This window comes from Spinactinospora alkalitolerans (assembly GCF_013408795.1).
Taxonomy (GTDB): domain Bacteria; phylum Actinomycetota; class Actinomycetes; order Streptosporangiales; family Streptosporangiaceae; genus Spinactinospora; species Spinactinospora alkalitolerans.
The window spans coordinates 2528695-2555653 of the sequence record NZ_JACCCC010000001.1 but is presented as its reverse complement, the minus strand read 5'-3'; the positions used below and the strand labels follow the sequence as shown (position 1 = coordinate 2555653).

25 protein-coding genes are annotated in these 26959 nt (G+C 67.2%); 4 read left to right on the top strand and 21 right to left on the bottom strand.

Going from position 1 to position 26959, the window contains the following annotated elements:
• The first annotated feature begins 7 nt into the window (after positions 1-7).
• Both HDA32_RS32055 and HDA32_RS31730 read left to right on the top strand, forming a co-directional pair.
• Positions 8-580 carry a helix-turn-helix domain-containing protein gene (locus HDA32_RS32055; protein WP_376766953.1) on the top strand — a complete coding sequence of 191 codons (573 nt, stop codon included), beginning with the start codon at positions 8-10 and terminating at the stop codon, positions 578-580.
• 31 nt (positions 581-611) lie between these two features.
• The gene (locus tag HDA32_RS31730) at positions 612-1079 is read left to right on the top strand and encodes a PucR family transcriptional regulator (protein ID WP_179643144.1); all 468 of its coding nucleotides are present in this window, start codon (positions 612-614) and stop codon (positions 1077-1079) included.
• A 739-nt stretch (positions 1080-1818) separates the two neighbouring features.
• Here the strand turns inward: HDA32_RS31730 and HDA32_RS11255 are convergent.
• From HDA32_RS11255 to HDA32_RS11165, 19 genes are all read right to left on the bottom strand, one after another.
• Positions 1819-3294, bottom strand: a complete 1476-nt coding sequence (locus HDA32_RS11255) for an aldehyde dehydrogenase (protein ID WP_179643143.1) — start codon at positions 3292-3294, stop codon at positions 1819-1821.
• A gap of 46 nt (positions 3295-3340) precedes the next feature.
• A complete protein-coding gene (locus tag HDA32_RS11250) occupies positions 3341-4462 on the bottom strand; it encodes a Zn-dependent alcohol dehydrogenase (RefSeq protein ID WP_179643142.1) in 1122 nt (373 codons plus the stop codon).
• A 106-nt stretch (positions 4463-4568) separates the two neighbouring features.
• Entirely contained in the window at positions 4569-6098 is a 1530-nt protein-coding gene (locus HDA32_RS11245; RefSeq protein ID WP_246334303.1) for an NCS1 family nucleobase:cation symporter-1, read from the bottom strand.
• 239 nt (positions 6099-6337) lie between these two features.
• Positions 6338-7198, bottom strand: a complete 861-nt coding sequence (locus tag HDA32_RS11240) for a nitrilase family protein (protein WP_179643140.1) — start codon at positions 7196-7198, stop codon at positions 6338-6340.
• Positions 7195-8679: an NAD-dependent succinate-semialdehyde dehydrogenase gene (locus HDA32_RS11235; protein ID WP_179643139.1), complete on the bottom strand. Its 1485-nt coding sequence runs from the start codon at positions 8677-8679 to the stop codon at positions 7195-7197. The genes HDA32_RS11240 and HDA32_RS11235 overlap by 4 nt, the downstream gene beginning before the upstream one ends.
• Positions 8680-8784: 105 nt before the next feature.
• Positions 8785-9576 carry an IclR family transcriptional regulator gene (locus HDA32_RS11230; RefSeq protein ID WP_179643138.1) on the bottom strand — a complete coding sequence of 264 codons (792 nt, stop codon included), beginning with the start codon at positions 9574-9576 and terminating at the stop codon, positions 8785-8787.
• Positions 9577-10049: 473 nt separating this feature from the next.
• On the bottom strand, positions 10050-12641 hold the full coding sequence (locus HDA32_RS11225) for a bifunctional FO biosynthesis protein CofGH (RefSeq protein WP_246334301.1): 2592 nt from the start codon (positions 12639-12641) through the stop codon (positions 10050-10052).
• A gap of 29 nt (positions 12642-12670) precedes the next feature.
• Positions 12671-13354 (bottom strand): CofC family guanylyltransferase, encoded by a 684-nt coding sequence (locus HDA32_RS11220; RefSeq protein ID WP_179643136.1) that lies wholly within the window; start codon positions 13352-13354, stop codon positions 12671-12673.
• The gene (locus HDA32_RS11215) at positions 13351-14184 is read right to left on the bottom strand and encodes a nitrilase-related carbon-nitrogen hydrolase (RefSeq protein ID WP_179643135.1); all 834 of its coding nucleotides are present in this window, start codon (positions 14182-14184) and stop codon (positions 13351-13353) included. The genes HDA32_RS11220 and HDA32_RS11215 overlap by 4 nt, the downstream gene beginning before the upstream one ends.
• Positions 14181-14882 (bottom strand): NADPH-dependent F420 reductase, encoded by a 702-nt coding sequence (gene npdG / locus HDA32_RS11210; protein ID WP_179643134.1) that lies wholly within the window; start codon positions 14880-14882, stop codon positions 14181-14183. The genes HDA32_RS11215 and npdG overlap by 4 nt, the downstream gene beginning before the upstream one ends.
• 5 nt (positions 14883-14887) lie before the next feature.
• Positions 14888-15895 (bottom strand): LLM class flavin-dependent oxidoreductase, encoded by a 1008-nt coding sequence (locus HDA32_RS11205; protein ID WP_179643133.1) that lies wholly within the window; start codon positions 15893-15895, stop codon positions 14888-14890.
• A 117-nt stretch (positions 15896-16012) separates the two neighbouring features.
• Entirely contained in the window at positions 16013-17434 is a 1422-nt protein-coding gene (hydA, locus tag HDA32_RS11200) for a dihydropyrimidinase (RefSeq protein ID WP_179643132.1), read from the bottom strand.
• Positions 17435-17484: 50 nt separating this feature from the next.
• A complete protein-coding gene (locus HDA32_RS11195) occupies positions 17485-18843 on the bottom strand; it encodes an aminotransferase class III-fold pyridoxal phosphate-dependent enzyme (protein ID WP_218882405.1) in 1359 nt (452 codons plus the stop codon).
• Positions 18844-18891: 48 nt separating this feature from the next.
• On the bottom strand, positions 18892-19455 hold the full coding sequence (locus tag HDA32_RS11190) for an amino acid synthesis family protein (RefSeq protein WP_312863133.1): 564 nt from the start codon (positions 19453-19455) through the stop codon (positions 18892-18894).
• A 735-nt stretch (positions 19456-20190) separates the two neighbouring features.
• Entirely contained in the window at positions 20191-21369 is a 1179-nt protein-coding gene (locus tag HDA32_RS11185) for an ABC transporter substrate-binding protein (protein WP_179643130.1), read from the bottom strand.
• A gap of 47 nt (positions 21370-21416) precedes the next feature.
• Positions 21417-22235, bottom strand: coding sequence for an ABC transporter permease (locus HDA32_RS11180; RefSeq protein ID WP_179643129.1), 819 nt, complete (start codon positions 22233-22235; stop codon positions 21417-21419).
• A complete protein-coding gene (locus tag HDA32_RS11175; RefSeq protein ID WP_218882404.1) occupies positions 22235-23029 on the bottom strand; it encodes an ABC transporter ATP-binding protein in 795 nt (264 codons plus the stop codon). The genes HDA32_RS11180 and HDA32_RS11175 overlap by 1 nt, the downstream gene beginning before the upstream one ends.
• Positions 23030-23103: 74 nt before the next feature.
• Positions 23104-23973: an ABC transporter permease gene (locus tag HDA32_RS11170; RefSeq protein WP_179643127.1), complete on the bottom strand. Its 870-nt coding sequence runs from the start codon at positions 23971-23973 to the stop codon at positions 23104-23106.
• Positions 23974-24228: 255 nt separating this feature from the next.
• Positions 24229-24372, bottom strand: a complete 144-nt coding sequence (locus tag HDA32_RS11165) for a hypothetical protein (protein ID WP_179643126.1) — start codon at positions 24370-24372, stop codon at positions 24229-24231.
• A 219-nt stretch (positions 24373-24591) separates the two neighbouring features.
• On the opposite strand from HDA32_RS11165, the gene HDA32_RS32050 reads away from it, so the two are divergent.
• The gene (locus tag HDA32_RS32050; RefSeq protein ID WP_376766952.1) at positions 24592-24828 is read left to right on the top strand and encodes a transposase family protein; all 237 of its coding nucleotides are present in this window, start codon (positions 24592-24594) and stop codon (positions 24826-24828) included.
• A 466-nt stretch (positions 24829-25294) separates the two neighbouring features.
• Here the strand turns inward: HDA32_RS32050 and HDA32_RS32245 are convergent, their stop codons facing one another.
• On the bottom strand, positions 25295-25627 hold the full coding sequence (locus HDA32_RS32245) for a hypothetical protein (RefSeq protein ID WP_246334299.1): 333 nt from the start codon (positions 25625-25627) through the stop codon (positions 25295-25297).
• On the opposite strand from HDA32_RS32245, the gene HDA32_RS32240 reads away from it, so the two are divergent.
• Complete coding sequence (locus tag HDA32_RS32240) at positions 25517-26020, top strand: hypothetical protein (RefSeq protein ID WP_512700862.1); 504 nt, start codon at positions 25517-25519, stop codon at positions 26018-26020. The two genes, HDA32_RS32245 and HDA32_RS32240, sit on opposite strands and share 111 nt — an antisense overlap.
• On the opposite strand, the gene HDA32_RS11145 is transcribed toward HDA32_RS32240, so the two are convergent.
• Entirely contained in the window at positions 25959-26909 is a 951-nt protein-coding gene (locus HDA32_RS11145; RefSeq protein WP_179643123.1) for a fumarylacetoacetate hydrolase family protein, read from the bottom strand. The two genes, HDA32_RS32240 and HDA32_RS11145, sit on opposite strands and share 62 nt — an antisense overlap.
• Between the last annotated feature and the right edge of the window lie 50 nt (positions 26910-26959).

Below are 26959 nucleotides of genomic sequence, written 5' to 3'. Positions count from 1 at the left end.
GTGGTGAGTGTGGCGCCACGAGCGTTGGTCTGCCTGCCCTGTGCGCGCGCCATATGTCGGTTCGTCCCTTCCGCAGTCGGTGGCCGAGCGCATCATTTTACCCAGAATCCGACGTACTCGCGCGCCTCTAAGACTGCCGGAGGCTGTTGACACTTGGGGTCTCCGGTCACCAGGAGATCTCTCATGCCCCTCACCCCAGCAGCAACCCGACCGCCAGGCGCGGCGGCGCCTGGCGGTCCTCCGCCACGCCGAGGAGGTCACCGGCAGCGTCTCGCAGCCATGCCGGTACCACGGCATCAGCCGCAACTGCTTCTACAAGTGGCTACGCCGCTACCAAGAGGAAGGCGTCGATGGCATCGGCGCGGCCGGTGGCGGAGAGGTCATCGTGGCGGCGGGCGCACGGGCTGCCGGCGGGCCGGTTCTTGGCCGTACCGGCAGCCGGGGTCCGTCGTCGTCAAAGCCTCCCGTGGACGACGCGTCCGCCGATGACGGTGGCCGCCGTGGTCATCGAGCCCAGCTGCTCGACCGGATCGACCAGAGCCGAGGAACACGGGCACGCGCCCTGCTGAGTCGGCTGTGACCGTGGCGGGCTCCTCCCGCCCCAGACCGCTGTGCTTGGCACCGCCGAGCGCCTGGCCGGGATCCTCGGGCCCCCGCTGCACGCGGGCGCCGCGGCCGCCGCTCCCGACGCGGTTCCCGCCGCCCGCGCCCAAAGCGAGGAGATCCTGGAGATCGCCCTGGCCACGGGGCAACCGCCCGGCGGATACGTCCTGGACGACGTCCTCGTCGCCTACCAGCTGACACGGCCAGGCCCGGGACGGGACCTGCTGCTGGAGCGGCTGCGCCCCCTGGACGACCACCCGGAGTGGGAGGCCACGCTCCGGGCCTACCTGCGCCACGGGTTCGACCGCAAGGCGGTAGCCGCGCAACTGCACCTGCACCCCAATACGGTGGACCACCGGCTGGGCCGTATCGCCCGCGTCTGCGGTGTCGATCCGGCGAACCCCGCCGAACGGCTGACCACGTTCACCGCGCTCTACGCCCGCGACCGCGCCGGGTACCGGCCCCAACCGGAATAGCCGAGCGAACCACCCCCGCGCACCCTCTTGTCATGCGTCACAGTCCCTCCCCCTGTGACTCTGGCCGTGCTCCGATTTCCCGACCCGCCGAAGCCTCGATGATGTCAGACACGTCACCCACCGACTCTACCAACTGCAAAAGAAATCACGGCTCAGATCATGTAGATACCTACGTCGTCAATATAGAGGCAGCCATGTCTCTTCTGATCATTTCCTTTTCGCTCTGCCTGTCGATCTATGGGATTTCCGCTAAGGGTCAGGCCACGAATGGTGATTGACTCAGCGGTTGCCCGACTTAGCGCAGCACCGCTGTTACGCCAGGCAAGACGGCTATATCAGCAGGCGGAAGAGCATCCAAGGGCCAAAGCGCCACCACCGCGTCCCCCTACGAGCGCACCTGTCGGGACTGCGGAAACCCGTTCATGCACCTCAAGCGCGGTCGGCCCCCGGTCTCGTGTTCAGAGTGCCGAGGCCAGGCCAGCCTCGGGCGACAAGGACCCGGCCATCCGTGCGGCGCGGGCCTTGATGCGGATGCCGCCGTGGCCGAGAAGTCGTGCGATGGCTCCCGCGGTCAGACGTTTCTGCCGTTCGTCCAGGTGGGGGAGGAGATTGGCGCACACGTCTGCGAGCACCGCCTCAGTACCCGCTGTCACGGTGGGGTCGTAAGGTGTCGCCGACCGCGAAAACCGCGAAGTTATTAATCGGCAACCCCCTGAGTGAGTAGTGACGGCCTCCTCAGTCACGTCGCGGGGGCATCGCTGTCCGCGGGTGGCTCGGACACGAAGATCGTCTTGTACTGGAGGTACGCCTCGATCCCTTCACGCCCCAGTTCTGAGCCCAGACCGCTCTCCCGCCGCCCGGAGAGCGGCGCGCCGATGTCGAAGTTGGCATGATTGACGCTGATGGTGCCGGTGTCCACAGCGCGGGCCACCTGTCGTCCCAGCGTCTCGTCCGCCGTCCAGACGCTGCCCGCCAGACCGTAGGCGGAATCTTCGGCCATGGTGACGGCGTCCTCGACTGAGCCGTCGTGTGCGGAGATGGTCACCACGGGGCCGAAGATCTCCTCACGGGCGATGGTCATCGCAGGATCCACGTCGGCGAACACCGTGGGCTCGACATAGAAGCCGCAGTCCCGGCCGGACGGGCGGCCGCCCCCGGTGGTGACGCGTGCCCCCTCCTGTCGGCCTTTGCGGAGGTAGCCTTCGATCCGGTCGCGGGCGGCGGCTCCGGCGACTGGGCCGATCACCGTGGACGGGTCCAGCGGGTCGCCGACCGGCCAGCTCGCAACGGTCGCGGTAACGGCATCCACGATCTCCTCGTAACGTGAACGGGGCACCAGCAGTCGCGTGTTGTTGGTGCAGGTCTGGCCGTTGTTGTTGAACGACAGGTTAAGCAGGTGGTCGAGGAAGAGGGGCAGGGGGGCGTCCTCCAGCAGGATTGCGGCGGACTTGCCGCCCAGCTCCAAGGTGACGGGGCGCAGCAGTTCGCCGCAGAGCGCGCCGATGCGGCGTCCGGCGGAGGTGGAGCCGGTGAAGGCGACCTTGTCCACCCCGGGGTGGGTGACCAGGTACTCCCCCACCTCCCGTTCGGCGGGCAGGAAGTTGATCACGCCGGGCGGGAACCCCGCCTCATGGACCGCGTCGGCGACGAGGAATGAGTCGAGCCCGGTGGCGGGAGAGGGCTTGATCACGGCGGTGCAGCCCATCGCCAGCGCGGGGGCCAACTTGAAGAACAGGGTACTGAGCGGGTAGTTCCACGGCACGATCATGGCGGCCACACCGACGGGCTCGCGGCGGACCAGGCTGTGCCCCACCAGAGCGGGACGCAGGTCCTCCGCGTACATGACGTCGGCGAGCGGGGCGTAGAACCGGAGCAGGCCCGTCGCGGCGCTGACGTTGGCCTCGATCGCGCGAGCCAGAGGTGTGCCGACCTCCTGGGCGATCAAGGTGCCGAGGGCATCGGTGCGGGCCTCCAGGGCAAGGGCCAGGCGTTCCATCGCGGCGGCGCGTTCCTTGGCCGAGCCCCACCCGTGGTGACCGCCGAGGGCACGGCGCGCCGCGGCGACGGCGGTGTCCACGTCGGTGCGGTCGGCCTCGGGAAAGACGCCTATGGGCTGCTCGGTGGCGGCACTGACCGCGGTGAAGGTACGAGCGGTCGAGGGTTTACGCCAGTCGCCGTCGATGTAGAGGGCGTCGCGGTCGATCCCGTCGGACATGGCGGAGTGCTCCTTCTGTTCCTGTTCTTCTGCGGTTGCTGCCTGCTCACTGTGCGGGACGATGAGCGACGATGCCGCGCAGGTTCCGTCCGGATCGTAGGTCTTCGAATCCCTGGTTGATCTCATCGAGGCCGTAGGTACGGCTGACCAGCTCGTCGAGCTTGATCAGACCCTGGCGGTACAGGGACAGCACACGGGGCACGTCCCGCGTCGGGCTGCATGAGCCGAAGATGGTGCCCTGTAGACGCTTCTCGGCGAAGACGAGCTGGGTACCGGGAAGTTGGATGTTGATTTCATGGACATCCTCGGACATGCCGGCGAGGACGATGGTTCCGCCCTTGCCTGTGGCCTCGAACGAGGCGCGGACGATCTCGGCGGTGGTCTCACCGGTGCAGACGAGGGTGGAGTCGGCACCCCCCGCGCTAGGGTTGAGGTTCGCGGCGAGGGCCGCCGCCTCGTTGAGGGTGCGGCAGACGTGCGAGGCCCCGAGGTCACGCGCAAGGGCGTGCTTGGCCTCGTTGGGGTCGGCCAGGATGACATTCCCGGCGCCGGCGAGTCGGGCTCCCTGTACGGCGTTGATGCCGACTCCGCCCGCGCCGACGACGATGACGGTGTCGCCGGGTTCCGGCTCGGCCGCGTAGACGGCCGCACCCCAGCCGGTGAGTACACCGCAGCTCACAAGCGCGACCACCGAGAGTGGTAGGTCGGGGTCGACACGTACGAGGGAGTCCTGGGAGACGACGGAATGCTCGGCGAACGTGCCCAGCGCACAGTTGGCGCCGATGGGCCCGTCGGGGCCGGTGAACCGGTAGGTACCGTCGGGGAGTTTGCCCTCGGGACCATATGCCGCGGCATCGCACAGATTGGAGCGACCTGCGGCGCACCAGCGACAGTGACCGCAGGAGGGTTTGAAGGAGGCGGCCACGTGGTCGCCGGGGGCCAGCTTGGAGACACCCTCGCCGACGGCTTCGACGATGCCGGATCCCTCGTGCCCGCCGATGATGGGCAGCGGCGCCATGTTTCCGGTGCGCACGTGCTCGTCGGAGTAGCAGAGTCCGGCGTGGGTGAAGCGGACCATGACCTCACCGGCCTGGGGCGGGGCGAGTTCGAGTTCGGTGATCTCCCAGTCCTTGCCTGGGGCGGTCATGACGGCGGCACGGGTCTTCATCTGGGTTCTCCAAAAGAGACTGCGGTGGGTGTGGGTGGGAAACGTCAACGGCCACTCCGCATGGCCTCAACGGGGCGGGCAACCGGGCGTGTCGGCCGTCCCGGGGTCAGACCGCGATTCGCTCGGCCTCTTCGGCCGCCCGGCGCGGTGTGCGGGGCGGGAAGAGTTTGCTCAGCGCTGTGTGCAGGGCGAGGCCGCCGAGGAAGGCGACGGCCCAGTTGTAGTCGAACAGCGGCTTGAGGAGGGGAATGTATCCATCGGCCGGGAAGGGACCCCCGCTGTTCGCGGAGTACGCGCCACCGAGGGAGAGGAACAGCACGACCCCGAGCGCCACAAGCGGGCGCCAGTTGAAGCCCTTCGCGTACTCGTACGGTCCGCCGCGTGTGTACAGTCCGACGAGGTCGAGTTCGCGCTTGCGCACAAGCCAGTAGTCCGCGATCAGGATTCCGGCGACACCGCCGAGGAAGGCACCGGTCACGCCGAGCCAAGTGAAGATGTACAGCTCGGGCGAGGACAGCAGCCGCCAGGGCTGCATCAGGATGGCGATGACGCCGGCGATGATACCGCCGGTGCGGAAACTGATGAGGCGCGGGAAGGCGTTGGAGAAGTCGTACGCCGGGCCCACGGTGTTGGATGCGACATTGACGGCGACGGTGGCCACGATGACGCACAGCAGGGCGAACACGATGACGACCGGGTTGGAGAAACGGCTGACCAGTTCGACCGGGTCCCAGATCGCGTGCCCATAGACGGCGATGGTCGCCGAAGTGGTGAGAGCGCCCATCATGGAGAACAGGGTGATCGTGGGCGGTAGGCCTACCGTCTGGCCGACGACCTGTTCCCGCTGTCCCTTGGCGAAGCGGGTGAAGTCCGCGATGTTCACGGACATCGTGGCGAAGTACGCGATCATGCCCATCAGGGAAGGCGCGAACAGCACCCAGAAGTCGGCTCCCCAGCCCAGCTTGGACGGCTCGCTGGCGAGCGGGCCGAAGCCGTCCGCCTGTATGACCATCCAGACCAGAAGGAACGCGGCGACGATCAGAATGAGCGGCGCGGACCAGTTCTCGAAGCGGCGGATGGATTCGATGCCGCGGATGATGAGTGCGATCTGCAGGAGCCAGAAGATCGCGAAGGACAGCCACAACGTCTTCGGGTGGCCCCATATCTCGCTCGCGTGGATCCACGCGTCGCCAGCGAAGGCACCGGTGATGATGTAGATGGCCTCGCCGCCGACCCACGTCTGGATACCGAACCAGCCGCATGCGGACAGGGCACGCAGGATCGCCGGCACGTTGGCGCCGAGAGTACCGAAGGCGGCGCGGGCGAAGACGGGATAGGGGATGCCGTACTTGGTGCCGGCGTGGCTGTTGAGCAGGATGGGCACCAGGACGATCAGGTTGCCCAGGGCGACCGTCATGACCGCTTGATACCAGCTCATGCCGAGGTTGATGAGGCCACTGGCGAGGTAGTACGTGGGGATGCCATGGGCGATGCCCATCCACAACGCCGCGTAGTTGTACGTGGTCCAGGTCCTGCGGGACAGAGGTACGGGCGCCAGGTCCTCGTTGTTGAGTGGGCTCGCCTCGATGCTGCTCGGGTCGGCGAGCTCCACTTGTTCGTTGGTGCGCTTGATCATTCGCATAACCATGGTCCATTCAGTGAACCAGAGGTCCATTTAATAGGGACAAGTGTCTGGGAGGGCTGTCCGTGTGTCAATAGATGCGGGTGTTTTCCGCTACAGGTGCCTGGGAGAGTTTGCGGGGTACCGTCGCGAAAAGGAGTTTCCGGGGCTCGGGAGCACCGGGTGGGTTACCGGCCGATGCCGGAGGAGCTCTTCCGGGCGCCCGGAGGGACCGGGAAGATGCCGGACCGGTCTCAGGTGGTGTCGGAGCAGTCCGGGATGAAGTCGCCAGTGAGGTAGACGTCGGTCCGCCGGTCACCGAGCGGCTGGTTGAAGGGGTTTCCCAGCCGCTCCTCGCGGGAGCCGATCAGGTCCACCTCCGCGAGAAGGACGGCCTCCTCGTCGCCGCCGGCCGGTCCGGCCAGCGGCCAGCCGTCCGGGCCCACGATCAGCGACTGGCCGATGAAGGACTGGTTGCGTTCGCTGCCGATACGGCTGACCCCGGCGACGTAGAACTGGTTGCTGTGCGCCCCGGTCATGCACATCAGGTTGGCCATCGCCGGGGTGTCCTCCGGTTGCCCGGGTACGGGCACCCAGTTCGCCGGGAGGGCCAGCAGGTCGGCGCCGCTGAGCGCGGCGCTGCGAAAGGCCTCCGGGAACCACGCGTCGTAGCAGATGCCGATGCCGATGTTGCCGAGCGGCGTGCGGAAGACGGGAAATCCGTCTTCCTGACGGTCGTACAGCTCCTTCTCGAAGTTCCACAGGTGTGCCTTGCGGAACGTCCCGACATGCCCCTCGGGACCGATCAGGGCCGCCGAGTTGTACACCTTCTCGCCCGCCAGTTCAATGGTCCCGGCGACGAGCCACAGGTCCAGTTCGGCGGCGAGCGCGGCCCAGGCGGAGGAGACCGGCCCGCCGGGAACGGGTTCGGCGTTCCTGCGGGCGTCCGCGCGGTCGGTGAACATGTATCCGGCCGAGGCCGCTTCGGGCAGAACGACCAACCTGGCCCCATCGGCCGCCGCCTGGCGGATGAGCCGTGAGGACGTCTCGATGTTCGCCGCGGGGTCACCGAGGACGGGTTCGAACTGGATGCCCGCCAGGATGAAGGCCGTCATGGTGCCACCTTGATCGCCATGTATTTGATATTCAGGTACTCGTCGATACCCACCGCTCCGCCCTCCCGGCCGAGCCCGGACTGCTTGACTCCGCCGAAGGGGGCGGCGGGGTTGGAGATGATCCCCTGGTTGAGTCCGACCATGCCGCACTCCAGCCGCTCGCTCACTCGAAGGCCGCGGTTCAGGTCCTCGGTGAACAGATAGCCCGCCAGTCCGTACTCGGAGTCGTTCGCCAAGGCCACCGCCGTGTCCTCGTCGTCGAAGGTGACGATCGGTGCGACCGGACCGAAGATCTCCTCCGTGAGCGTGCGGGCCCCGAGCGGCACCCCGCCGAGCACGGTCGGCGCGAAAAAGTGGCCGTCCGACGAGACCGGTCCGCCTCCGGTGAGGACAGTGGCGCCGGCGGAGGTGGCGTCGGCGACCAGTGCGGTGACGTTCTTCACCGCGTCCGCGTCGATCAGCGGACCGACCTGGGTGTCCGGGTCCAGGCCGTGGCCGACGGGCAGGGCGGTCAGTCTGTCAGCCAGGCGACGCGCGAACTCGTCGGCGACCGAGGACTGGACGTAGAACCGGTTGGCGGCCGTGCAGGCCTCACCGACGTTGCGCATCTTCGCCTGGAACGCGCCCTCCACCGCGGCGTCGAGATCGGCGTCGGCGAAGACCAGGAAGGGGGCGTTGCCACCGAGTTCCATGGAGGTGCGCAGCACGTTCCGCGACGACTTGGCGAGCAGCGCGCGGCCGACCTCGGTGGACCCGGTGAAGGACAGCTTCCGCAGCCGGGAGTCGTTCAGCAGATGGTCGGTAACCTGGCCGGAGTGGTTGGTGGTGAAGACGTTCACCACGCCGGCGGGTGCCCCGGCCTCCCGGAGGATGTTCACCAGGGCCAGCATGGACAGCGGGGTCTGTTTGGCAGGCTTGATGACGGTGGTGCAGCCGGCCGCGAGCGCCGGACCGATCTTCCGGGTACCCATCGCCATGGGAAAATTCCACGGGGTGACCAGCAGGCAGGGACCCACCGGCTGACGCATCGTCACCACTCGGGACCCGCCGCCCGGGGCGGTCATGTACCCGCCGTCAATACGGACGGCCTCCTCAGAGAACCATCGCAGGAACTCGGCGGCGTAGACCACCTCGGCCTGGGACTCCGCGAGCGGCTTGCCCATCTCCAGGGTCATCAGCGAGGCCAGGTCGTCCTTGCGGGCGATGATCGTCTCGAAGGCCCGGCGCAGCACCTCGCCACGCTCCCGGGGAGGCGTCGCCGACCAGGACGCTTGGGCACGCACCGCAGCGTCGAGGGCGTCCGTGGCGTCCGCCGTGTCCGCGTCGGCGACCTCGGCGATCACCGTACCGGTGCCCGGGTCTTCCACGGCGACGGTCGCCCCGCTGCGGGACGGGCGCCATTCGCCGTCGACGTACAGGCCCTTGGGTATCCGTTCCGCAATCTCGCGGGCGGCCTGGAGTCGCGCCTGAAGTGTAGCCATTCGTTTCCTCCTCGATCGTGCCGCCACCGCGTCAGGCGGGAGTGGCTGTGGGGTGGGTTTCGCGCACGGGGACGAGCCGGTGTCGATGAGGGCACTAGCGCTCGGTTAGCGCTCGGTGAGTGCGGTGGGCAGTTCGATGCCGGTGACGCTCAGCAGGTCGCTGAGCTGGCGAGCCGCCTTCATCACGGACTCGGCGACCTCGTCGATACGCAAGCGGGTCAGCCGGTAGGTGGGGCCGCCGATCCAGACGGCGTAGGTGGTCGCCTGACTGACGCGAACCGGGGCGGCGACGGAGGCCGCGCCCACCTCCAGTTCGTCGTAGGCGACGGCATAGCCGCGGGCCCGCACCTCGGCCATGGAGTCGATGAACGCGTCGAGCCCGCCGAGCTGCTCGGGCGCGTTGGTCTCGAACTCCTCACCGAACTCGGCGTGGATGGTATCCGGGTCGAGGGTGCTGAGCAGAACCTTGCCGGTGGAGGTGGCCCAGACGGGTTGGGTCCTCGGTACGGGTTTGAGGGTCTGCCCGATCAGGGACGGGCCGGAAACCTGGGCGACGACCATGACCTTGGGCGCGAGCAGGACGTCGAAGCCGGCCGTCTCCTTGGTCTCCTTGGTCAGGTTCCGCAGCACGTCCTGCATGTGCCCGTAGGCGCCGCTGCCGTCCAGCAGCCCGCCGACGATGGAGAGCAACCCCAGCGAGACGTGGTAGCGGCGGGTGGCCGGATCCAGGTTCAGCCAGCTCTCACGTTCGAGGACGGTGAGGACCCGGTAACAGGTGGCCTTGGGAATACCGGACTCCCGGGCGATCCTGCTAAGGCCGACCCCTTCCGGATGCGCGGCGACCGTACGCAGTAGCCAGATCGTTCTGCGGACAAGCCCTGCTTCGCTGGCTGCCATTGTTCCTCCATCTGTCACGTCGAGATCACTGCGAGCAGTGCGACCATACTGGCAGGTGAGCCTGCCGCTGCCGTCGGCAGTGATCGTGACCGTTTCTGGCTGGTAGGACTCACCGCGAAGGAAGAACACCGCCGGCGTGAGACCGAGGAGCGGTCCGGCCGCTAGGCCGTAGAGGGCTTCGCGGACTGTTGAGCCACCCAGCGGGTTGGATCACTGAGTGAACTGATAGTTCACGCTAAAGGGTGGCTCGATTCTCGTCAACGGTTTTGCTGAAATGTTCGGCGGGTTTTACAAGATGCCGTAATCCCGGATTCAGAAAGCAGCGGAATGCCGGCGAATCACCCCGCACCCATGTGCCTCCACTCCTGTCCCGGAGAAAGAGCGAGGCGGCACACGGGATTCGCCGGCGTATCCGATATTCGTCGGGCCCGCCCAGGACGGTTGTCCTGGCAAGCGGGCGTGATAGCAGTGCCCTACGAATTGAGTAATGTCAAAGACGGTCTCGACGGCCGCCAAACTCCATCGTGCTCGCGAGCCGCTGCCTCCCGCTCCGCGCTGACAGTGCCGTACGTGGTGGTCCTCATGCGCGCTGGGCGGTCGGCATCGTGGGCCAAAGCCTCCAGGTCACTCACGCTCTTGTAGCTGCCCTGTTCAGAGCCCGCCATCCTGCTGATGGTCTCCTCCATCAGCGTTCCGCCGATGTCGTTGACACCGCCCCGCAGGACGCCGAGGACGCTCCGCCGCGCCAGCTTCACCCAGCTCGTCTGGATATTGCGGATCTTGCCGTGCAGCAGAATCCGCGCCAGGGCGTGCACGGCCCGGTTCTCCAGGGCGGTCGGCCCGGACCGGGCGATTCCGGCCAGATAGATCGGGGAGTTGGTATGGACGAACGGCAGAAGAACGAACTCGGTGAACCCGCCCGTCTCCTCCTGGATCTGTCCGATCAGCTTGATGTGGTCCACCCAGTGGCGCGGGGTGTCCACGTGGCCGTACATCATCGTCGCCGTGGTCGGGATACCCAGCTCGTGCGCGGTGGTGACCACGTCGATCCACTGGGCCGCGGGGAGTTTTCCCTTGGTGAGCACCCAGCGGACCTCATCGTCGAGGATCTCGGCGGCCGTGCCTGGCAACGAGTCGACGCCCGCCTCCTGGGCTGCTTGGAGCCACTCCCGTACCGACAGGTCCATCCTGGTCGCACCGTTGACGACCTCCATGGGCGAGAAGGCGTGCACATGCATGTCTGGAGTACGCCGCTTGATCTCGGCGGCGATGTCGAAGTACGCACTGCCCGGCAGGTCCGGGTGGATTCCGCCCTGAAGGCAAAGCTCGCTCGCCCCGACCTTCCACGCCTCTTCGGCCCGCACACCGATCTGCTCCAACGACAGGGTGTACGCGTCGGCGTCAGTGCGGCGCTGAGCGAAGGCGCAAAAGCGGCAGCCGGTATAGCAGACGTTGGTGAAGTTGATGTTGCGGGTGACCACATAGGTGATCTCGTCACCAACCGCCTCGGCACGCAGGTCGTCGGCGAGCCCGGCCAGCGCCTCGATCTCCGCCCCCGGCGCGGCGTCCAGCAGAGTCTGTGCGGACGCGGACGCGAGCCCCGCGGGATCGGCCTCCGCCGCCCGCAGCGCCGCCGCGAACTCGGATCGCAGCCGCTCCGGTCGTATGACTCCGGAAGGGATGGGCCCTTCGCTCGTTCGCTCGGACGCGCGTACCGCCTCCGGCACCGATTGAGCGACCGCTGACCAGTCCCCGTACACCGAGTCGAAGTCCGCCCGCCGGTCGGTGGTACGGCCGTCTGTGTCGATGGCGGCGAACAGGTCGGTGCGACCAGTAGCGACGAGAGGTGTCTCCGGTTCCTGCCAGGGCAGGCCGCGGGGCCGCGCTCCCTCGACGGCCAGGCCGGTCGCGGGATCGGCGAGCGCTGCCACATGGGGAGCCAGCCGAGGATCCAGCCATGGCTCACCGCGCCGCAGGTACTCGGGATAGACCGTCAGCCGCTCGCGGAGGGTGAAGCCCTCGGCCGTGGCGTGCGCGGCCAGTTCCTCGATCACCGGCCAGGGCCGCTCGGGGTTGACATGGTCGTCGGTCACCGGGGAGACCCCGCCCCAGTCGTCGATGCCGGCCCGCAGCATCAGCGCGAACTCCTCGCCCACCAGGTTCGGCGGGGCCTGGATGCGGGTCCCAGGGCCGAGCAGCAGCCGCGCCACCGCGATGGTGGCGGCCAGTTCGGCCGGGCCGGCGTCGGGCGCGTCGCGCATCGCCGTGTCCGGCTTGGCCCGGAAGTTCTGCACGATCACCTCCTGGATCCCCCCGTACGCCCGGGAGATCCGACGAATCTCCCGCAGGGCGTCGATCCGTTCGGCGAAGGTCTCCCCGATGCCGATGAGAATGCCTGTGGTGAACGGCACATTGCTGCGGCCCGCGTCCTCCAACACCCGCAGCCGCACCGCGGGCTCCTTGTCGGGTGAGCCGTAGTGCGGGCCGCCCGGCTCGGACCACAGCCGGGTCGCCGTGCTCTCCAGCATCATGCCCATGCTCGGCGCCACCGGCTTCAGCCGCTGCAGGTCGGTCCAGGACAGCACCCCGGGGTTGAGGTGCGGCAGCAGGCCGGTCTCCTCCAGCACCCGGATCGCCATGGCGCGTACGTAGCTGAGCGTGTCGTCGTAGCCGTGCGCGTCCAGCCAGGAGCGGGCCGCGGGCCAGCGCTCCTCGGGCCGGTCGCCCAAGGTGAACAGAGCCTCCTTGCACCCCGCCGCCGCTCCCGCGCGGGCGATGTCCAGTATCTCGTCAGGGCCGAGGTAGGGCGTGGGGAGCCGGCCCGGAACGGTGGCGAAGGTGCAGTAGTGGCAGCGGTCGCGGCATAGCCGGGTGACTGGAATGAACACCTTGCGGGAATAGGTGATCACGCCAGGCCGCCCGGCGGCCTCGAGACCGGCGTCGCGGACCCGGCTCGCCGCAGCGCAGAGCCGGTCGAGATCGGCGCCGCGCGCGTGCAGCAGGACCTCGGTCTCAGCGGCGTCGAGCGTCACGGCGTCGACGGCCCGGCGCAGCGCCCGGTTCATGGCCGAGCGGGTGGGGCTGGGAAGGCCGTTCACAGTGCTCCAACCCTTCGTTCGTGCGTGCTCGGATCCGGTCGGCGCCCATCGGACGGGAAGGCGGCGAGCCATTGCCGGGTGGCGGGACCGAGCGTGTGCGGGGGCAGTGACAACAGGTGGTCGACGGTGTCGACGTCCCGACGCAGCGGTGATGCGGGCCCCACGCCGAGGTCGTGGTATCCGGCGGCGTGGAACCGCCTCAGGGAGCCGGGGCCGAGGAAGGGCCGGAAGTCCGCCACATCACGCAGGGTGAGCAGGGTCGTTCCGGTGCCGTCGGCGTCCCCGATGACCGCGCGCCGGTGGCGGGCGGCCAGAGCGAGTGCCGCCGCGTAGTCGGCGGTTCCCGCCCCCGCGAGATCACCCATGACCAAGGTGAGCCCGGTACCGGGTGCGGCACCGGCGATCATCCGGAGGGCTTCCCCGGCCTCACCGTTGAGGCCGGGGAAGCGCCCTGAGCTCGAGACAGCGGCTCCCGAGGCGAGGGCCAAGCCCGTCACCTCGGGGTCCATCGTCACCACAACGACTGAGTGGACGGCGGGCACTCCTCGAAGCCGTCGCACCACATCGGTCATCATGGCCTCGGCCAAGGAGCGCCTGGCGTTCGGTGTGAGTCCGGCGCACCGGCTCTTGGCCCGCGCGAAGGGCTTGACCGGTACCAGTGCGATCCATGGCGTGGTCATGGCGTCGCCGTTCCCATTCCGGTCAGCCGGTCGTACAGCTCCGGGCGGCGGTCGCGCAGGAACGGGCGACTGCGCCGGGTGGCGGCCACACGCTCCAGGTCCACCTCGGCGACGGCGACGTCGTCGCGGTCGTCGGCGGCTTGGGCGAGGATGTCGCCGTCGGGACCGTAGACGGCGCTGAGCCCGAAGTACTCCTTGACACCCTCCCTGCCGACGCGGTTGGAACAGATGACGAACATCCCGTTGAAGACGGCGTGGGCACGCAGTTCGAGCTGGAACACCTCGCGCATCGGTGCGCTCGCCGAGGCCACCGGCACACAGAGCACGGAGCCGCCGCGCAGGGCGACGATCCGGCTCAGCTCGGGGAAGTGCCGCTCGTAGCAGATGATCGTGCCGACACCGGTCTCACCGGTGTCCACGACCTCGGGCTCGGTCCCGCCGGGCCGGAAGTAGAACTTCTCGGGAAAGCCGTTGGAGAACGGCAGGTGGGACTTGCGGTAGACCGACTTCAGTTCACCGCACACGTAGGTGCAGGCAGTGTTGTAGTAGACGCCGGGCACCTCGCCCTCCTCGAAGATGGAGGAGACGACGGTGATGCCGGCCCTGCGGGAACGTTCCGCCGCCATGGTGTTCGAGGGCCCGTCGAGGGTCTCGGCGAACCGGAAGTAGTCCGGGTCGGGGTCGGGCTGGACGAACGGGACGGCGAACAGCTCGGGCAGCAGGACGATCCCGGCTCCCTGGTCGACGGCGGCGTCCACCAGGTCGCCGGCGCGTCCGACGGTCTCGGCCCGGTCGTCGGTGGCCCGGAGCTGGACCGCGGCGAGTCTCATGCCACTTCCTCCTTGACAGCAGCGGGGGTCAGGCCGGTGAGTGCCACTCCGGACCTGGTCTTGTAGCGCTTGTTGACGGAGATCAGCACCGCGGTGAGCGGCTCGAGCTGGGCGGCCAGCCGCAGCCGGCCCGCATCCACCGCGCGGCCTCCGGTGACGTCAGCGGCCAGGACCAGCACCCGGGCCTTGGCGTCGGCGTCGTCCCCGCAGACGAGGACGTCCTCGTGGCTCAGGTCGGCCTCGGGGTCGAGCAGCAGTGGGGCGGCCAGGTGGTGGAAGGCCCCGACGACCACGGCGGACGGGACGAGCCCGGCCGCCTCCTCGGCGGCACTCCCGGCCGCGACGGACAGACCGTACGGGCCGCCTTTGTCGAATCCCAGCGGGTTGACGCAGGAGACGACCAGCTTGCCCGCGAGGGCATCGGCCAGCGAGGCCACCAGTTCGGCGTGGCCCTGGTAAGGCACGGCCAGCAGCACGGTTGCGGCACCCCGGACGGCGTCCTCGTTGGAGGCGCCGTCGACGGGCGCGGCCACGCCCGGCAAGGAGCGCAGTTCCCCGGACGCGTCCGCCGCCCGATCGGCGTCGCGCGAGCCGAGCACCACCGGATGGCCGGCGCGGGCGAGCCGGTAGGCCAAGCCCTTGCCCTGGGGTCCAGTGCCGCCGACCACGGCGACCCCACCAGTTGGGAAGTCGCTCATCACCGTCACCCCTTCGCGGCCTGGACGAGGCGGGTCAGAGTCTGCTCCTTGTCGCCCAGAGTGGAGATGATCGGGCAGCGGACCCCGGCCTCGTGGTACTCCGTCAGCTTGGCGAACACCTCGTCGGTGGAGCCGCAGGCGGTGACGTTCTGCACCAGGCTGTTGGGGACCAGCGGCATGGCCTTCTTGACCGCCTCGGGAGTGGCGGGCCAGCCGGCCACCTCCTGAATACGGTCCACCAGTTCGCGTTCTACACCGCAGTGCTCGGCGATGTGTGGCTGCTGCGCCAGGTAGAGAGTGAGGAACGCCTTGCAGGCGTCGATGGCCTCCTGCGGATCGTCGTCGTTGACGCTGCACGCGACGATCTGGGTGAGATCGATCGAATCCTTGCCATCGGTCCGCTTGGCGATACCCCGGTTGATCGCCTCTTTGGCGCCTGTCAAGTACGAGGGCGGGAGCAGGAAGTCCATGTGCACGCCGTCGCTGATCTCACCGGCCAACTCCAGCATCCGGGGACCGACGGCTCCGATGTAGATGGGGATGTCGACGGGCTTGTTCTCCCGGTACATGCTGTCGAAACGCACCTCGCGCATCTGCACGGACTCGCCCTCGAAGGAGACGACTTCGTTACGGAAGAAGCTCTGCAGCACGGTGATGTACTCGCGCATCGAGGCGACGGGCTTGCGCAGTGGCTGGCCAACCTTGGTGGCCAGCGGTTCCCACCAGGCACCGATGCCGAGAACGGCCCGGCCGGGGGCGAGTTCGTCGAGGGTCTTGAATGTGACGGCCATCAGGGCGGCGTTTCGGCTCTTGTTGTTGACGACGCCCGTGCCGATCTTGACGTTGCGGGTCTTGCTCGCGATGACAGCGGCTGGGACGATGCCGTCGCGCGCCAGCCGCCCCTCCGCGACCCACACGGATTCGAACCCGTTCTGGTCGGCCAGCTCGGCCTGCCAGTACGTCTGCTCCAGGCTCAGCCGTTCGCCGACGTGGATGCCCAGGGGGAGTTTCATCGAGCTACCGCTCCGTTCATGTTGCGAGACGCGCGTCCGGGGATACGGAATCCGCCTGATCGGGTTCCGCACCGTGGACACATGTCCGTTGGTGTGGCGTGTCAGGGGTGTGGGATATCAGTGCAGTTGAGGCTTGCCCCGGGTGAGGAAATGTCCTCGGCCCGCGGCCGCGTCGAAGGACCCGTCGGGGCCGACGAGTTGCTCGCCCCGGGAGAAGACGCGGACCGGGCGGCCGGTCACACGCATCCCCTCGTAGAGGTTGTAGTCGGTGCGCATGTGGCTGCTGGCCACGCTGATCACGTGGTCGGCCGCCGGATCCCACACCAGCAGGTCGGCGTCCGCGCCCACGGCGACGGCGCCCTTGCGCCCGAACATCCCGAACAGTTTGGCCGGGCGGGTGGAGACCAGGTCCACGAACCGACAGGCGTCGAATCGGCCGCTCGCGACCCCGGTCTCCCACAGCACCATGAGCCGGTCCTCAATCCCGGGGACGCCGTTGGGAACCTTCGGGAAGTATCCGGGACTACGCAGTTTCTGCGGCGGCAGGTCCTCAGGCTGGTGGAGGCAGAAGCCGGCGTGGTCGGTGGCCACCGTGGACATCGCCCCGGTGACCAGGGACCGCCACAGCCCCTCCTGGTTGCCCCGCTCCCGGATCGGGGGCGAGCACAGGTAGGAGGCAGCCTTTTCACCCAGGTCGGCGTAGTCCTCGTATGCAACGGCCAGGTACTGAGGACAGGTCTCTCCCCACACCCGGGCTCCGGCCGCCCTGGCCCTGCTGATCTCGTCGGCCGCTGCGGCGCTGGAGACGTGTACCACGTAGAGCGGGGCACCGACTGACTCGGCGAGAACCACGGCGCGGTGCACGGCCTCCGCCTCAGCGTCGTGACCGTGGGCGGTGGCGTGGAAGGCCTCGGCCGCCCGGCCGTCGGCCAGCAGCCGCTGGGTCTCCCGAGCGATCATGTGGCCGTTCTCGGCGTGCACCATCGGCAGGACGCCGTGCTCCAAGGCGAGCTCGAAGCCTTCCAGCAGCTCCCCGTCATCGACCATCTGGGTACCGGGATAGGCCATGAAGAACTTCCAGCTCGTGGCCCCCTCCCCGACCAGTCGCCGCAAATCGTCCAAGACGTCGGGCTGCTGCTCGCGGGGCGGGACGATCGCGTGCAGCCCGAAGTCGATCACCGACTTGGCCGCCGCGACATCGCGCCGGGATCGATAGGTGTCGAGCAGGCTCCGCTCCGGCTCCTTCTTCACGAAGTCCAGGACCGTGGTCGTCCCGCCGTGGGCGGCGGCCACCGTCCCGCTGTGGAAGTCGTCCGCGGTGCGGGTGGTGAAGCCGTCGACGGGATATTCGAGATGGGTGTGCGCGTCGATGCCGCCGGGCATCACGAGCATCCCCTCCGCGTCGACCACATGGTCAGCGCTCCAGTCGTCCGTGTCGGCGCCGAGCGCGGCGATCACACCGTCGCGCAGCAGTACGTTGGCCCGCACGGCGGCGTCGGCGTTGACGACCGTGCCACCCCTGATCAGTGTGGATCCCATGTTGCCCTCCCTTTTCCGTGCTGCGTACGCGTTCCCCCTCACCGCTGCCCTCACCCCGCGTAGTGCTCGTCAGCGAGGCTCAGGACGTCGTCCAGCACGCCGAGCGCGATGTCGATCTCGGAGTCCTCGATGACGAGCGGAGGGGTCAGCCTGAGCACGTTGAAGTTGGCCGTGAGGTAGAGGCCGCGGGCCATGGCCTCCTTCACGATCCGGGTGACCGGCGCCGCCGCCGGGCCCTTCGCGTTGAACGGCACCAGCGGTTCGCGGGTCTGCCGGTTCTTCACCAGTTCGACGCCGTGGAACAGGCCGCGGCCGCGGATATCGCCGATGCTCGGGTGGCTCTCCGCGAGCTTGGCCAGCCCGGCTCCGAGGTGTTCCCCGCGTGCCCGCGCGTTCTCCACGATGTTCTCCTCCTGCATGATGCGCAGGGAGGCGACACCGGAGGCACAGGCCAGCGGGTGCCCGGCATAGGTGAGGCCGCCCCAGAACATGTGGTCCTTGAGCCACTCGGAGATGCGGGAGGAGACGGTCATCGCACCGAGTGGGACGTATCCCGAGTTCAGGCCCTTGGCGCTGGTGAGGATGTCGGGGGAGACGTCCCAGTGGTTGCAGGCGAACCACTCACCGGTGCGGCCGAAGCCAGCCATGACCTCGTCGAAGATCAGCAGGATCCCGTACCGGTCACAGACTTCGCGCAACGATCGGAGGTAGCCGTCGGGCGGGTAGAGCAGGCCGTTGGTGCCGGTAACCGGCTCGACGATCACGGCGGCCACGGTATTCGGGTTCTCGTACTGGAGGATCTCCTCCAGGTGCGGCCCTCCAGAGCAGACCGGGCAGGGGTCCGGGTGTCCGGCCGGGCAGCGGTAGGTGTACGGGTCGAGCATCCGCACCACACCGGGCATACCACCCGGTTCGGCGGACCAGCGGCGAGGGTCGCCAGTCAGCGACATCGCCCCGTTGGTGGCGCCGTGGTACGAGCGATAGCGGGCGATCACCTTGTGGCGCCCGGTCACATGGCGAGCGAGCCGGATCGCGTTCTCGTTGGCCGCCGCACCCCCGGTGGTGAAGAAGCTCATCTTCAGGTCGCCGGGGGTGAGTCCGGCCAGCATCTCGGCCAGCTCGGCCCGGGAGCGTTCGGCGAAGCCGGGACCGATGTAGCAGAGCCGTTCGGCCTGCTCGCGGATGGCCTCGACCAGCTTGGGGTGCTGGTGACCCAGGTTGAGGTTGACGAGCTGGGACTGGAAGTCGAGGTACCGGTTCCCCTCGTAATCCCAGAACCAGGAACCAGAACCGCCGGCCACGGGGATGGGGCTGAGCGCGCCCTGGACGGACCAGGAGTGGATGACGTATTCGGTATCGGCTTCCTTGACACGCTGCCCGGTCCACGTATCGCTCTCGGTGATGGTCAACGGATTGCCTTCCTCATTGTTCGGCTGCTGCTGCGTCCGCGCGGCAAACTACTGGTTCTGGGTCTCGGCGCCGAAGGCGGCGAGACGGGCCAGCGGGCGGCCGGCGTTCGCGGCGACGCAGACGACGAAGATCTCGCGTGGCCGGGGGACATCGGCGACCTGGAGCGTCACCGTCTGGTGGTGGGAACGGGTCTTGGCGTCCTTCTTGTGCTTAATCGGGATGTCCATCGGACTGCCCGGGAGACCGACCTTTTCGGCGGCCGGCAGCAACTCGGTACCGTCGGCGACGGAGCGGAAGACGTTACCGAAGCGCAGGTTGTGAATCAGCGCCGAACCGTGCTCCACCTCTCCCTCGATGCCGACGAGCGCGGCCTTGCCGAACGCCTCGACTTCCCCCCCGAGCAGCTCCACACAGGCGGGACCGACCAGCTCACCGATCTCCTCCCCCAGCTCGTCGGCGAGGGTGACGAGATCTTGGACGTACTCACTGGGGTACGGGTTCTCGATGACGGCCCCGGCGAACGCGACCCGGTGCACCGGGTCCACGGCACGGCCGTTTTCCAGCCTCGTCTCATCGAGCTGCTTGATCATCTTGCGGACCCGAACGCGCACGGCTCTCCTCCAGGAATCTGACATCGGTTCGGCAAGCGAACCGCTGGTTCATATATACTCTTCTGTGTTAGTTGGGATGTCAAGGGGACCCTCGGACCATGAGCCGCGCCCGCGACTCCGGCTAACGAGGTTGTGCGCGGCCCTTACGGATCGTGGTTACCGGTCACCGCGGACGGGATCGAACTGATCAATCTGGCGCGGACACCGGCGGTCACCCGGTACCGCTATCGGGGCGACACGACCCCCAGCCCTTGGCCCACAGCCTGAGAACAAGCCCGACGAGGAACCGCGGAGAGCCCGGTACTCGGCGACGGGTACGCCGGGTTCAACGAGCGACCTGGAGAAACGGGCCGGTGGCAACACCGGAACCGCGCTCCAGGCCGACTCAACCACTCGGGCCACGAGAAGGGGCCGAATCTCGCGGACGGTCCGGGTGATGGCGGAGCGGTCCACGTCGTAGAAGACGATCAGGGCGGCGCGCTACCGGTCATGGCCTCGACGCTCTCGCAGCTGTTCCGTACCGGATGTGATGACGTCCGAAGAACCCGGCATGGGACACAGCCGCGACTCATGCCGGGCTTTCCATAGCGCGGGCGACTCGGTGATCAGCCTGCCCGGGCGGCGGCTCGAGATCCCGGTGCGGATGCGATAGCTCAAGGCCGTGCGGGTCCGTCCTGACGTCACAGTCATGGTCGTCCCGCACGGCTGTGGTATCAGCTGTCGCGCACCAAGTCGTTACTCGCCCCCCGGAGCCAACTCCACATCCTCTGGTTCATAGTCGTCTCCGATTACATCGACGCCGTTCTCTCGTGCGGCCTCCAACGCGGCCTCACTGAGGTCGGTGCGGTAGGCACCCGCGTCCGGTTCGGTAGCGAGGACATCACCCTGCATCGCAATGTCAATCGTCTGCTGCCAGGCATCCTCGTCAACGGCGCCAATACCCTCAGGAGAAGGCCAGATGAGTCTGTTCACCTCATTGAGCTGCCAAGCCATGTGGCTGTAGCCGAGTGTACTGCCGTTATCCAGTACAATGTCAGTGCATTCCTCGAAGTGATCTCGGCAGAACGCCCACCCCTCGAAGGTGGCCTTAAGAAAGCGGGTGGCGATGTCCTGGTTCTCTTCGTCCCTCAACCACTCGCCCCGAGCATAGACGCCGTCCTCCAGACTCGAGTAGCCCAGATCCTGAAGGTTGATGGTGTTGAAGTCGGAAGGCTGATACAACTCTCCGGTCTCAGGATTGGTCGCTTCCAGAAGCTGCGCGTACTCGTTGTAGGTCTTGGCCTGGGCAGAGTCGATATCGCGGTTGAGCAGCAGGGACATGTCAAAAGGCTGCTGCACCATAGTGGTGTCCTCTTCCAGATCCATGCCTTCTCCTGCCATCGCCGCGCGTAGGGTGAGGTCATTGCCAAACCCCCAACTCCCGACCTTCTGGCCCTCCAGGTCGGAGAGGGTTTCAAGGCCCGAATCGGCCCAGCTCACCTGGAGATAGGCACCTCGCTGAAAGATTTGGCCGATGTTGACTAGATCTGCGCCCTCCTCCCGGGTCGCCATCGACTTGGTAACGTGACTAACCGCGAACTCGGTGTTGCCCGATGAGAGCATTTGTTGCGGAACTACGTTCACCCCGCCCTCCTGGATGGTGACCTCCAGACATTCGTCAGCGTAGAACCCCTGATCCTGGGCCGCGTAGTAGCCGGCGAACTGCGATTGGGCCACCCACTGCAGTACGACGCGCACCTCGTCTCCGCTCTCACAGTGATCGGCTACGCCATCGCCGGTGGAAGTGCCGGGTGTGGCAAGGTCGGCGCTGGGGGCAGAGCATGCTCCGAGCGCCAGTAGAGGTCCGAGTGCCGTGATCGACAACAGCCGCTGCGCCCAGTACGGGCGAGCCCGGTGGGAGATGAGGGAGACCATGGAAAGATCCTTTGTTCGATCGAGCCGATACGCGAGAGGCGATTCGGTTACCCGCCGGAACCCGTAGTGGCATTCCAGGGCATCAAATACCGTTCCAGCAGGTTGACCAGTCCAAAGAGAGCGAGGCCCAACGCAGCGGAGACGAGGATTCCCGCCCACGCCTCGGCATAGCGAGGCAGCGCCGCCATCTGTGCGATATAGACACCGAGCGCGTCAGCTGGGCCGCCAAAGTACTCGCTGACGATAACTGCGATGACGCTGAGGGTCGTTCCCAACTTCACCCCGTTGAACAGATAAGGCAGCGCGTTGGGAAGGCGCACCCAGAGAGTTACCTGACGCGGACTCGCTGCCAGGGATTCCATGACCTCCAAGTGCAGGGCGGAGACGTTGAGCAGTCCACGTGTGGTATTCACAAGAACCGGGAAGAACACCATGATCGCCGCTACTCCGGCTTTGGAGGCGATGCTCGCGGTACCCAGCCAGTTGTTGAAGATTGGCGCCAACGCAACGATCGGCGCGCAGTTGACGATGACGGCAACGGTCAAGATCGGCGCCGAGAGCGACCGGAAACGGGCTAGTAACAAGGCCACAGTCACACCGCCGCTCACCCCGCTGGCAAGGCCGAGGAGGACAGCGCGAACGGTTACCGTCGACGCGGAGAGGATCGTACCGATTTCCTCGACGAGCGCACCGGCGATATCGGTGGGGGCGGGTAGCACGAAAGAATCCACCTGGAAGCCGCGCACCAGCGCCTGCCACAAGGTCAGGATCACCACAGGCGCTACGATCACTGGTAGCACATTGTGGAGGAGCCAGGACGGAGACACCAGCGAGCTTCGGGCTGAGGACGAATCGATCGCGGTCATCAGACCGTCTCCGTCTCGGCCAGCACAGCGTGCAGCGCCGTGCGGACCTCGGTGACCTTGTCGTAGAACTCCGGGCTGGTGCGCGTTCGCGCGGTACGCGGATAGGGAAGGTCGACCTCCACGACCCCCGCCACACGGCCCGGCCGGGGCGACATGATCACGACCCGACTGGAGAGGAACACCGCCTCGGAGATGCTGTGCGTCACAAAGACGACGGTGGTCTTCGTGCTGTCCCAGATCCTCAGCAACTCACTTTGCAGATACTCTCGGTTCATCTCGTCGAGCGCGCCGAGCGGCTCGTCCATAAGCAGGATCTTTGGGGCGCTAGTAAGGGCGCGGGCGATGGAGACGCGCTGTTGCATGCCACCGGACAATTGCCACGGAAAGTGACGCTCGAAATCGGAGAGATGGACTAGCTCGAGCATCTTCTGGGCGCGCTGACGCCGCTGTTCCTTAGCTACTCCGGCTACCTGAAGCGGGAGTTCGACATTACGCAGCACCGAACGCCATTCGAACAGACCTGGTTGCTGAAACACCATCCCGTAGTCACGATCTTGCCGTGCTTGGGTGGCGCTCTTTTCGTTCACCTCGATACGCCCACTGGTGGAAGCAGTGAGGTCGGCCATGACGCGCAGCAATGTGCTCTTTCCGCACCCGCTGGGGCCGAGTAGCGAGACGAACTCCCCCTCGTCGATAGTCAGGTCGATGCCCTGCAGAGCAGCAACGGAATTCTTGCCGGAGGCGTCAAAGACCTTGTCAACATTATCGACGTCGATCACCACACGGTTACTCACCGGCTTACCTTTCATCGGGACATACGCGGCGGTTTAAATCTCCTACGAGAGCAGAGGACGATTTGGGTAAAAAATCAGCTGCGCGGTCGGCGGCGTAGGAGCAGACCTTCGGCCAGATGGATGAACTGAACGAAGACAATGCCGGCCAAGGAGGCTACGAGCACGGCTGCGTACAGTTTCTCCGGCCCACTGGAGTAGTAGTAGGTGAAGTTGAGGATCACCCGGCCGATTCCGTTCCCGGTCCCGGCCGAGAGTTCCCCGACGATCGCCCCGATCACACTGGCTGTGGCAGCCACGCGCAGCCCGGCGAACAAGTACGGAAGCGCGGCAGGAAAGCGCAGCATTCTCAGACTCTGACCGTTAGAGGCAGCGATCGAACGCATGAGATCGACCTGAATCGTCGGCGGAGACTGCAGACCTCGCAGCATGTTGATGACAATGGGAAAGAACGCTAGGTAAGCGGAGATCGCGGCGACTGTTATCCCGGCGGGGAGCCCCAATTGTCCGCCCCAGACCACCACCATGGGGGCGATGGCCACAAGCGGCACCGTCTGAGAGGCGACCACCCAGGGCATCAGTCCTTGGCGTACCGCACCGAACCACAGGAACACCACTGCCAGTAGTACTCCCACCAGCGTGCCCAGTAGCAGTCCGGCGAAGGATTCCTGGAGTGTCACCATCGCTTGCTGCACCAGGTAAGAGCCGAGAGAGATGTCGACTCCCCGCTGCACGGGTTCGATGAGCGAGGCCGCGATTGACCAGGTGTGGGGCATCGCCAAGTCATCAGTGGAAACTGGCAGGTTGATGTCAGTACCAGGGAAGACGTCGCCAGTCAACTGGCCGAATGCTTTGTAGCCCTCCCACAGTGCGGTTCCGACCACCGCGACACCGAAGAACCATCCCAGCGCGCTGACGAAGGGGGTCGCCCACTGCCGGACAGGCACGGACTCCTGAGGAACCGGTGGCGTCGTCGGAGACGGACGCATTCGGGTTTGTGTCATTGCCGGCCTTCCGTGACCTATCTGGTAAGGCTGCGCGGGGCCCGGTCTAGAACCTGTGTGAGCCTGATAAGCCCGTTGACCAGACGTACCGTCGGAAACGACCGAGCCAACCTACTCGGTCTACCTAGTGAACCGATGGATCAATTAAGTCACATGGGGGAACGTGAGTCAATGCTTGCTGAGGTTGGATTTATGGGATCACGGTCCCAGGGACAACCCGGTCCCGGCGAGACACCCCTCGAGCAACTCGGGGTGGTACTGCATGAGTTTGAGTCGGGCGCGGATCAGGACGGCGAGCTGGTCGATATCACCGGGAGCCAGGTCGGACAGACCGCTGCGCATCGCCGACCGCGATCTCCTCGGCGGTCGGATGCGGCTCGGAGCTGGTCAGTGCCGGCGACACGTGAATACTGGATCCAGCCCGTATTTCGTGACGGAAACGGCCCCCGGAGCGGCCCAGGCCCGCAAGGATGACGAGCGTGTACCGACCAATACCTCGGTGCCCTCCTCCCGCACCTGGCCGGGATCATCGTCGAACGCGTTGATCAGGCCCCCGACCTCGTGCGGATTCACGCCCGCCCCCGCGCACCCCACGCACGATGCCCCACCTGCGACAACACGTCCGAACGGGTGCACAGCCGCTACCGACGGCGGCTCCATGACACCGCCCTGAGCGGCAGACGGGCCGTTATCGACCTCACCATCCGCCGCTTCCTGTGCACCGCCCCGGCCTGTACCAGACGCACCTTCGCCGAACAGGTCACCGGCCTGACCGAATGCCTGCAAGCCGGCCCTTGAAGCATCCCCCTACGGAGAACGATCAGAAGTCTTTATCGGGTGCGATCAAGTGCCGAAGCGTCCATCATTGCACTTCTGCTGGATCCAGCAAGGCAGGGAGATTCGCCGACCCGACTCCAGGCGTCAAGAAGTCAACAACTACACCTACACCCAATGCGATCCGACAAGGCCAAGAGCCAGAAATACGCAGGCTGAAGCCACCATCAATCTCCGTGCCAACTGAGATTCCTTGCTTGGACGCACCTATCCCCCTTCGCAGTCCAGGCTGGAACCTTACATGCCCGGGAATCATGGGAGGCACTCCTCTCACCGAGCTCGGTCAGGGACATCTGAGGTAGTCGCCGGACAGGCCAATCGGCGAGAGCACAAGAGATCCCGTTTTCCAGGTGTACGCGGCACCGGACCGTGTGACAGCGGCAGATAGCAACCTGTACAGATGCCGGTCCGGCCGATTGCCGGCTGATCTTCAACCGTTGGCGGTCCGCCGCGGAGCCGGGAGTGCCGAGTGTTCGGTGCGCTCTGTGGCGGCGACGCGAAAGGAATATAATGCGAGTGACTCCCCCGCTCCTAGAGCGAAGAGGTCTGGCCTTTTCCTGGGCTGGTTCTGCTGGCTCCTTTGGCGGCCTCTCCGGTCCACGCCCAGCCTGTGGCTGTTGCCAATGACGTCGATGGTGACGGTGTCGCCGATCTGATCGTGGCCGCCCCCGATGAGGATGTGGAGGAGCACGCCGACGCCGGGCTGGTCCAGATCGTCTTCGGCTCCGCCGCCGGCCTGTCCGACGACACCATCGATCTGCACTCACCCCGCCAGGAACGCGGCTACACCACCCGGCAGGCCCCCGGCGTCGACGTCGTCTACGGCGGAGCCGACTGGCTCTCCGGCCACATCCAGTCCTTCACCCAGGACTTTCGAAGGGGTGGCCGGGGTGGGCCAGGCCGCGCCGCCGAAACCGGGGCGGTCCCACCCGTGCGGTTCGAGCCGGGCGTCGCGGTACTCGCCCATCAGCAGGTCGGCGGCCACGACGGCGCCCGAGCCCACCCGCCAGGTGCCGTCGCCGGCCACGGTGGCGGCGGTGCAGGTCCTCAGCTCGCCCGCCGACGCCTCCTCGCCCACACCCCCGCGCGGCGGGTCAGGTCCGTTCGCGGGGCCGGGCGCGCGCGGGGGCGATGGGCACCGGCTCGGCTCCGGTGACCACCGCGTTGGAGACCGTGCCGATGCCTTCCACGGTCAGTGTCACGGTGTCGCCGGGCCGCAGCGGGGGCGGGTCCTGGCGGCCGCGCCGTCCCCACAGCTCGGCCAGGCATCCGCCGTTGCCGCAGGTGCCCGAGCCCAGGACGTCGCCGGGGCGCACCCAGGTTCCGCGGGAGGCGTAGGCGATGAGGTCCTCGAACGGCCAGCCCATGTTGGACAGCAGGTCGCGGCCGACGACCTCGCCGTTGACCTCGGCGGTCAGCGCCAGGCGCAAAAACCCCTCGGTGTCGCGGTAGGGCTCCAGCTCGTCGGCGGTGACCAGCCACGGGCCCAGTGTCGCGGCGGAGTCCTTGCCCTTGCACGGGCCCAGGCCCACCTGCATCTCCGCGGACTGCAGGTCGCGGGCCGACCAGTCGTTGAAGACGGTGTAGCCGACGATGTGCTCACGGGCCTGCTCCGGGCTGAGGTCGCGGCCCGGTGCCCCGATGACGGCGGCGACCTCGAGCTCGAAGTCCAGCGCCGCCGAGCCGGGCGGCACGGCGACGTCGTCGCCGGGACCGATGACCGCGTAGGGGTTGGCGAAGTAGAACGTCGGCGCCGCGTACCACTGCGCAGGTACGCCCTCGGCGCCGGAGACGCTGCGGCGGACCCCTTCGACGTGCTCCTCGAAGGCGACGAAGTCGCGCACGGTCGGCGGGTCCAGCGGCGCCGTCAGCCGCACCTCGGCCAGGCGCGGCCCGGCCGGGCCGGCCAGGGCCGCGCGGCCGGCCGCGTGCAGCTCGCCGGAGTCGATGAGCATGAGCAGGTCGGCGGGCAGCGGGTGCAGCGCGTCGCCGTCGACGACGGCGCTGTGCACGCGCCCCTCGTACTCATAGCGGGCGAAACGCACCGCGTCTCCTCTCTTCTCTGGTTCCCTGGTCTCCGGCTGGGCGGGGCGAC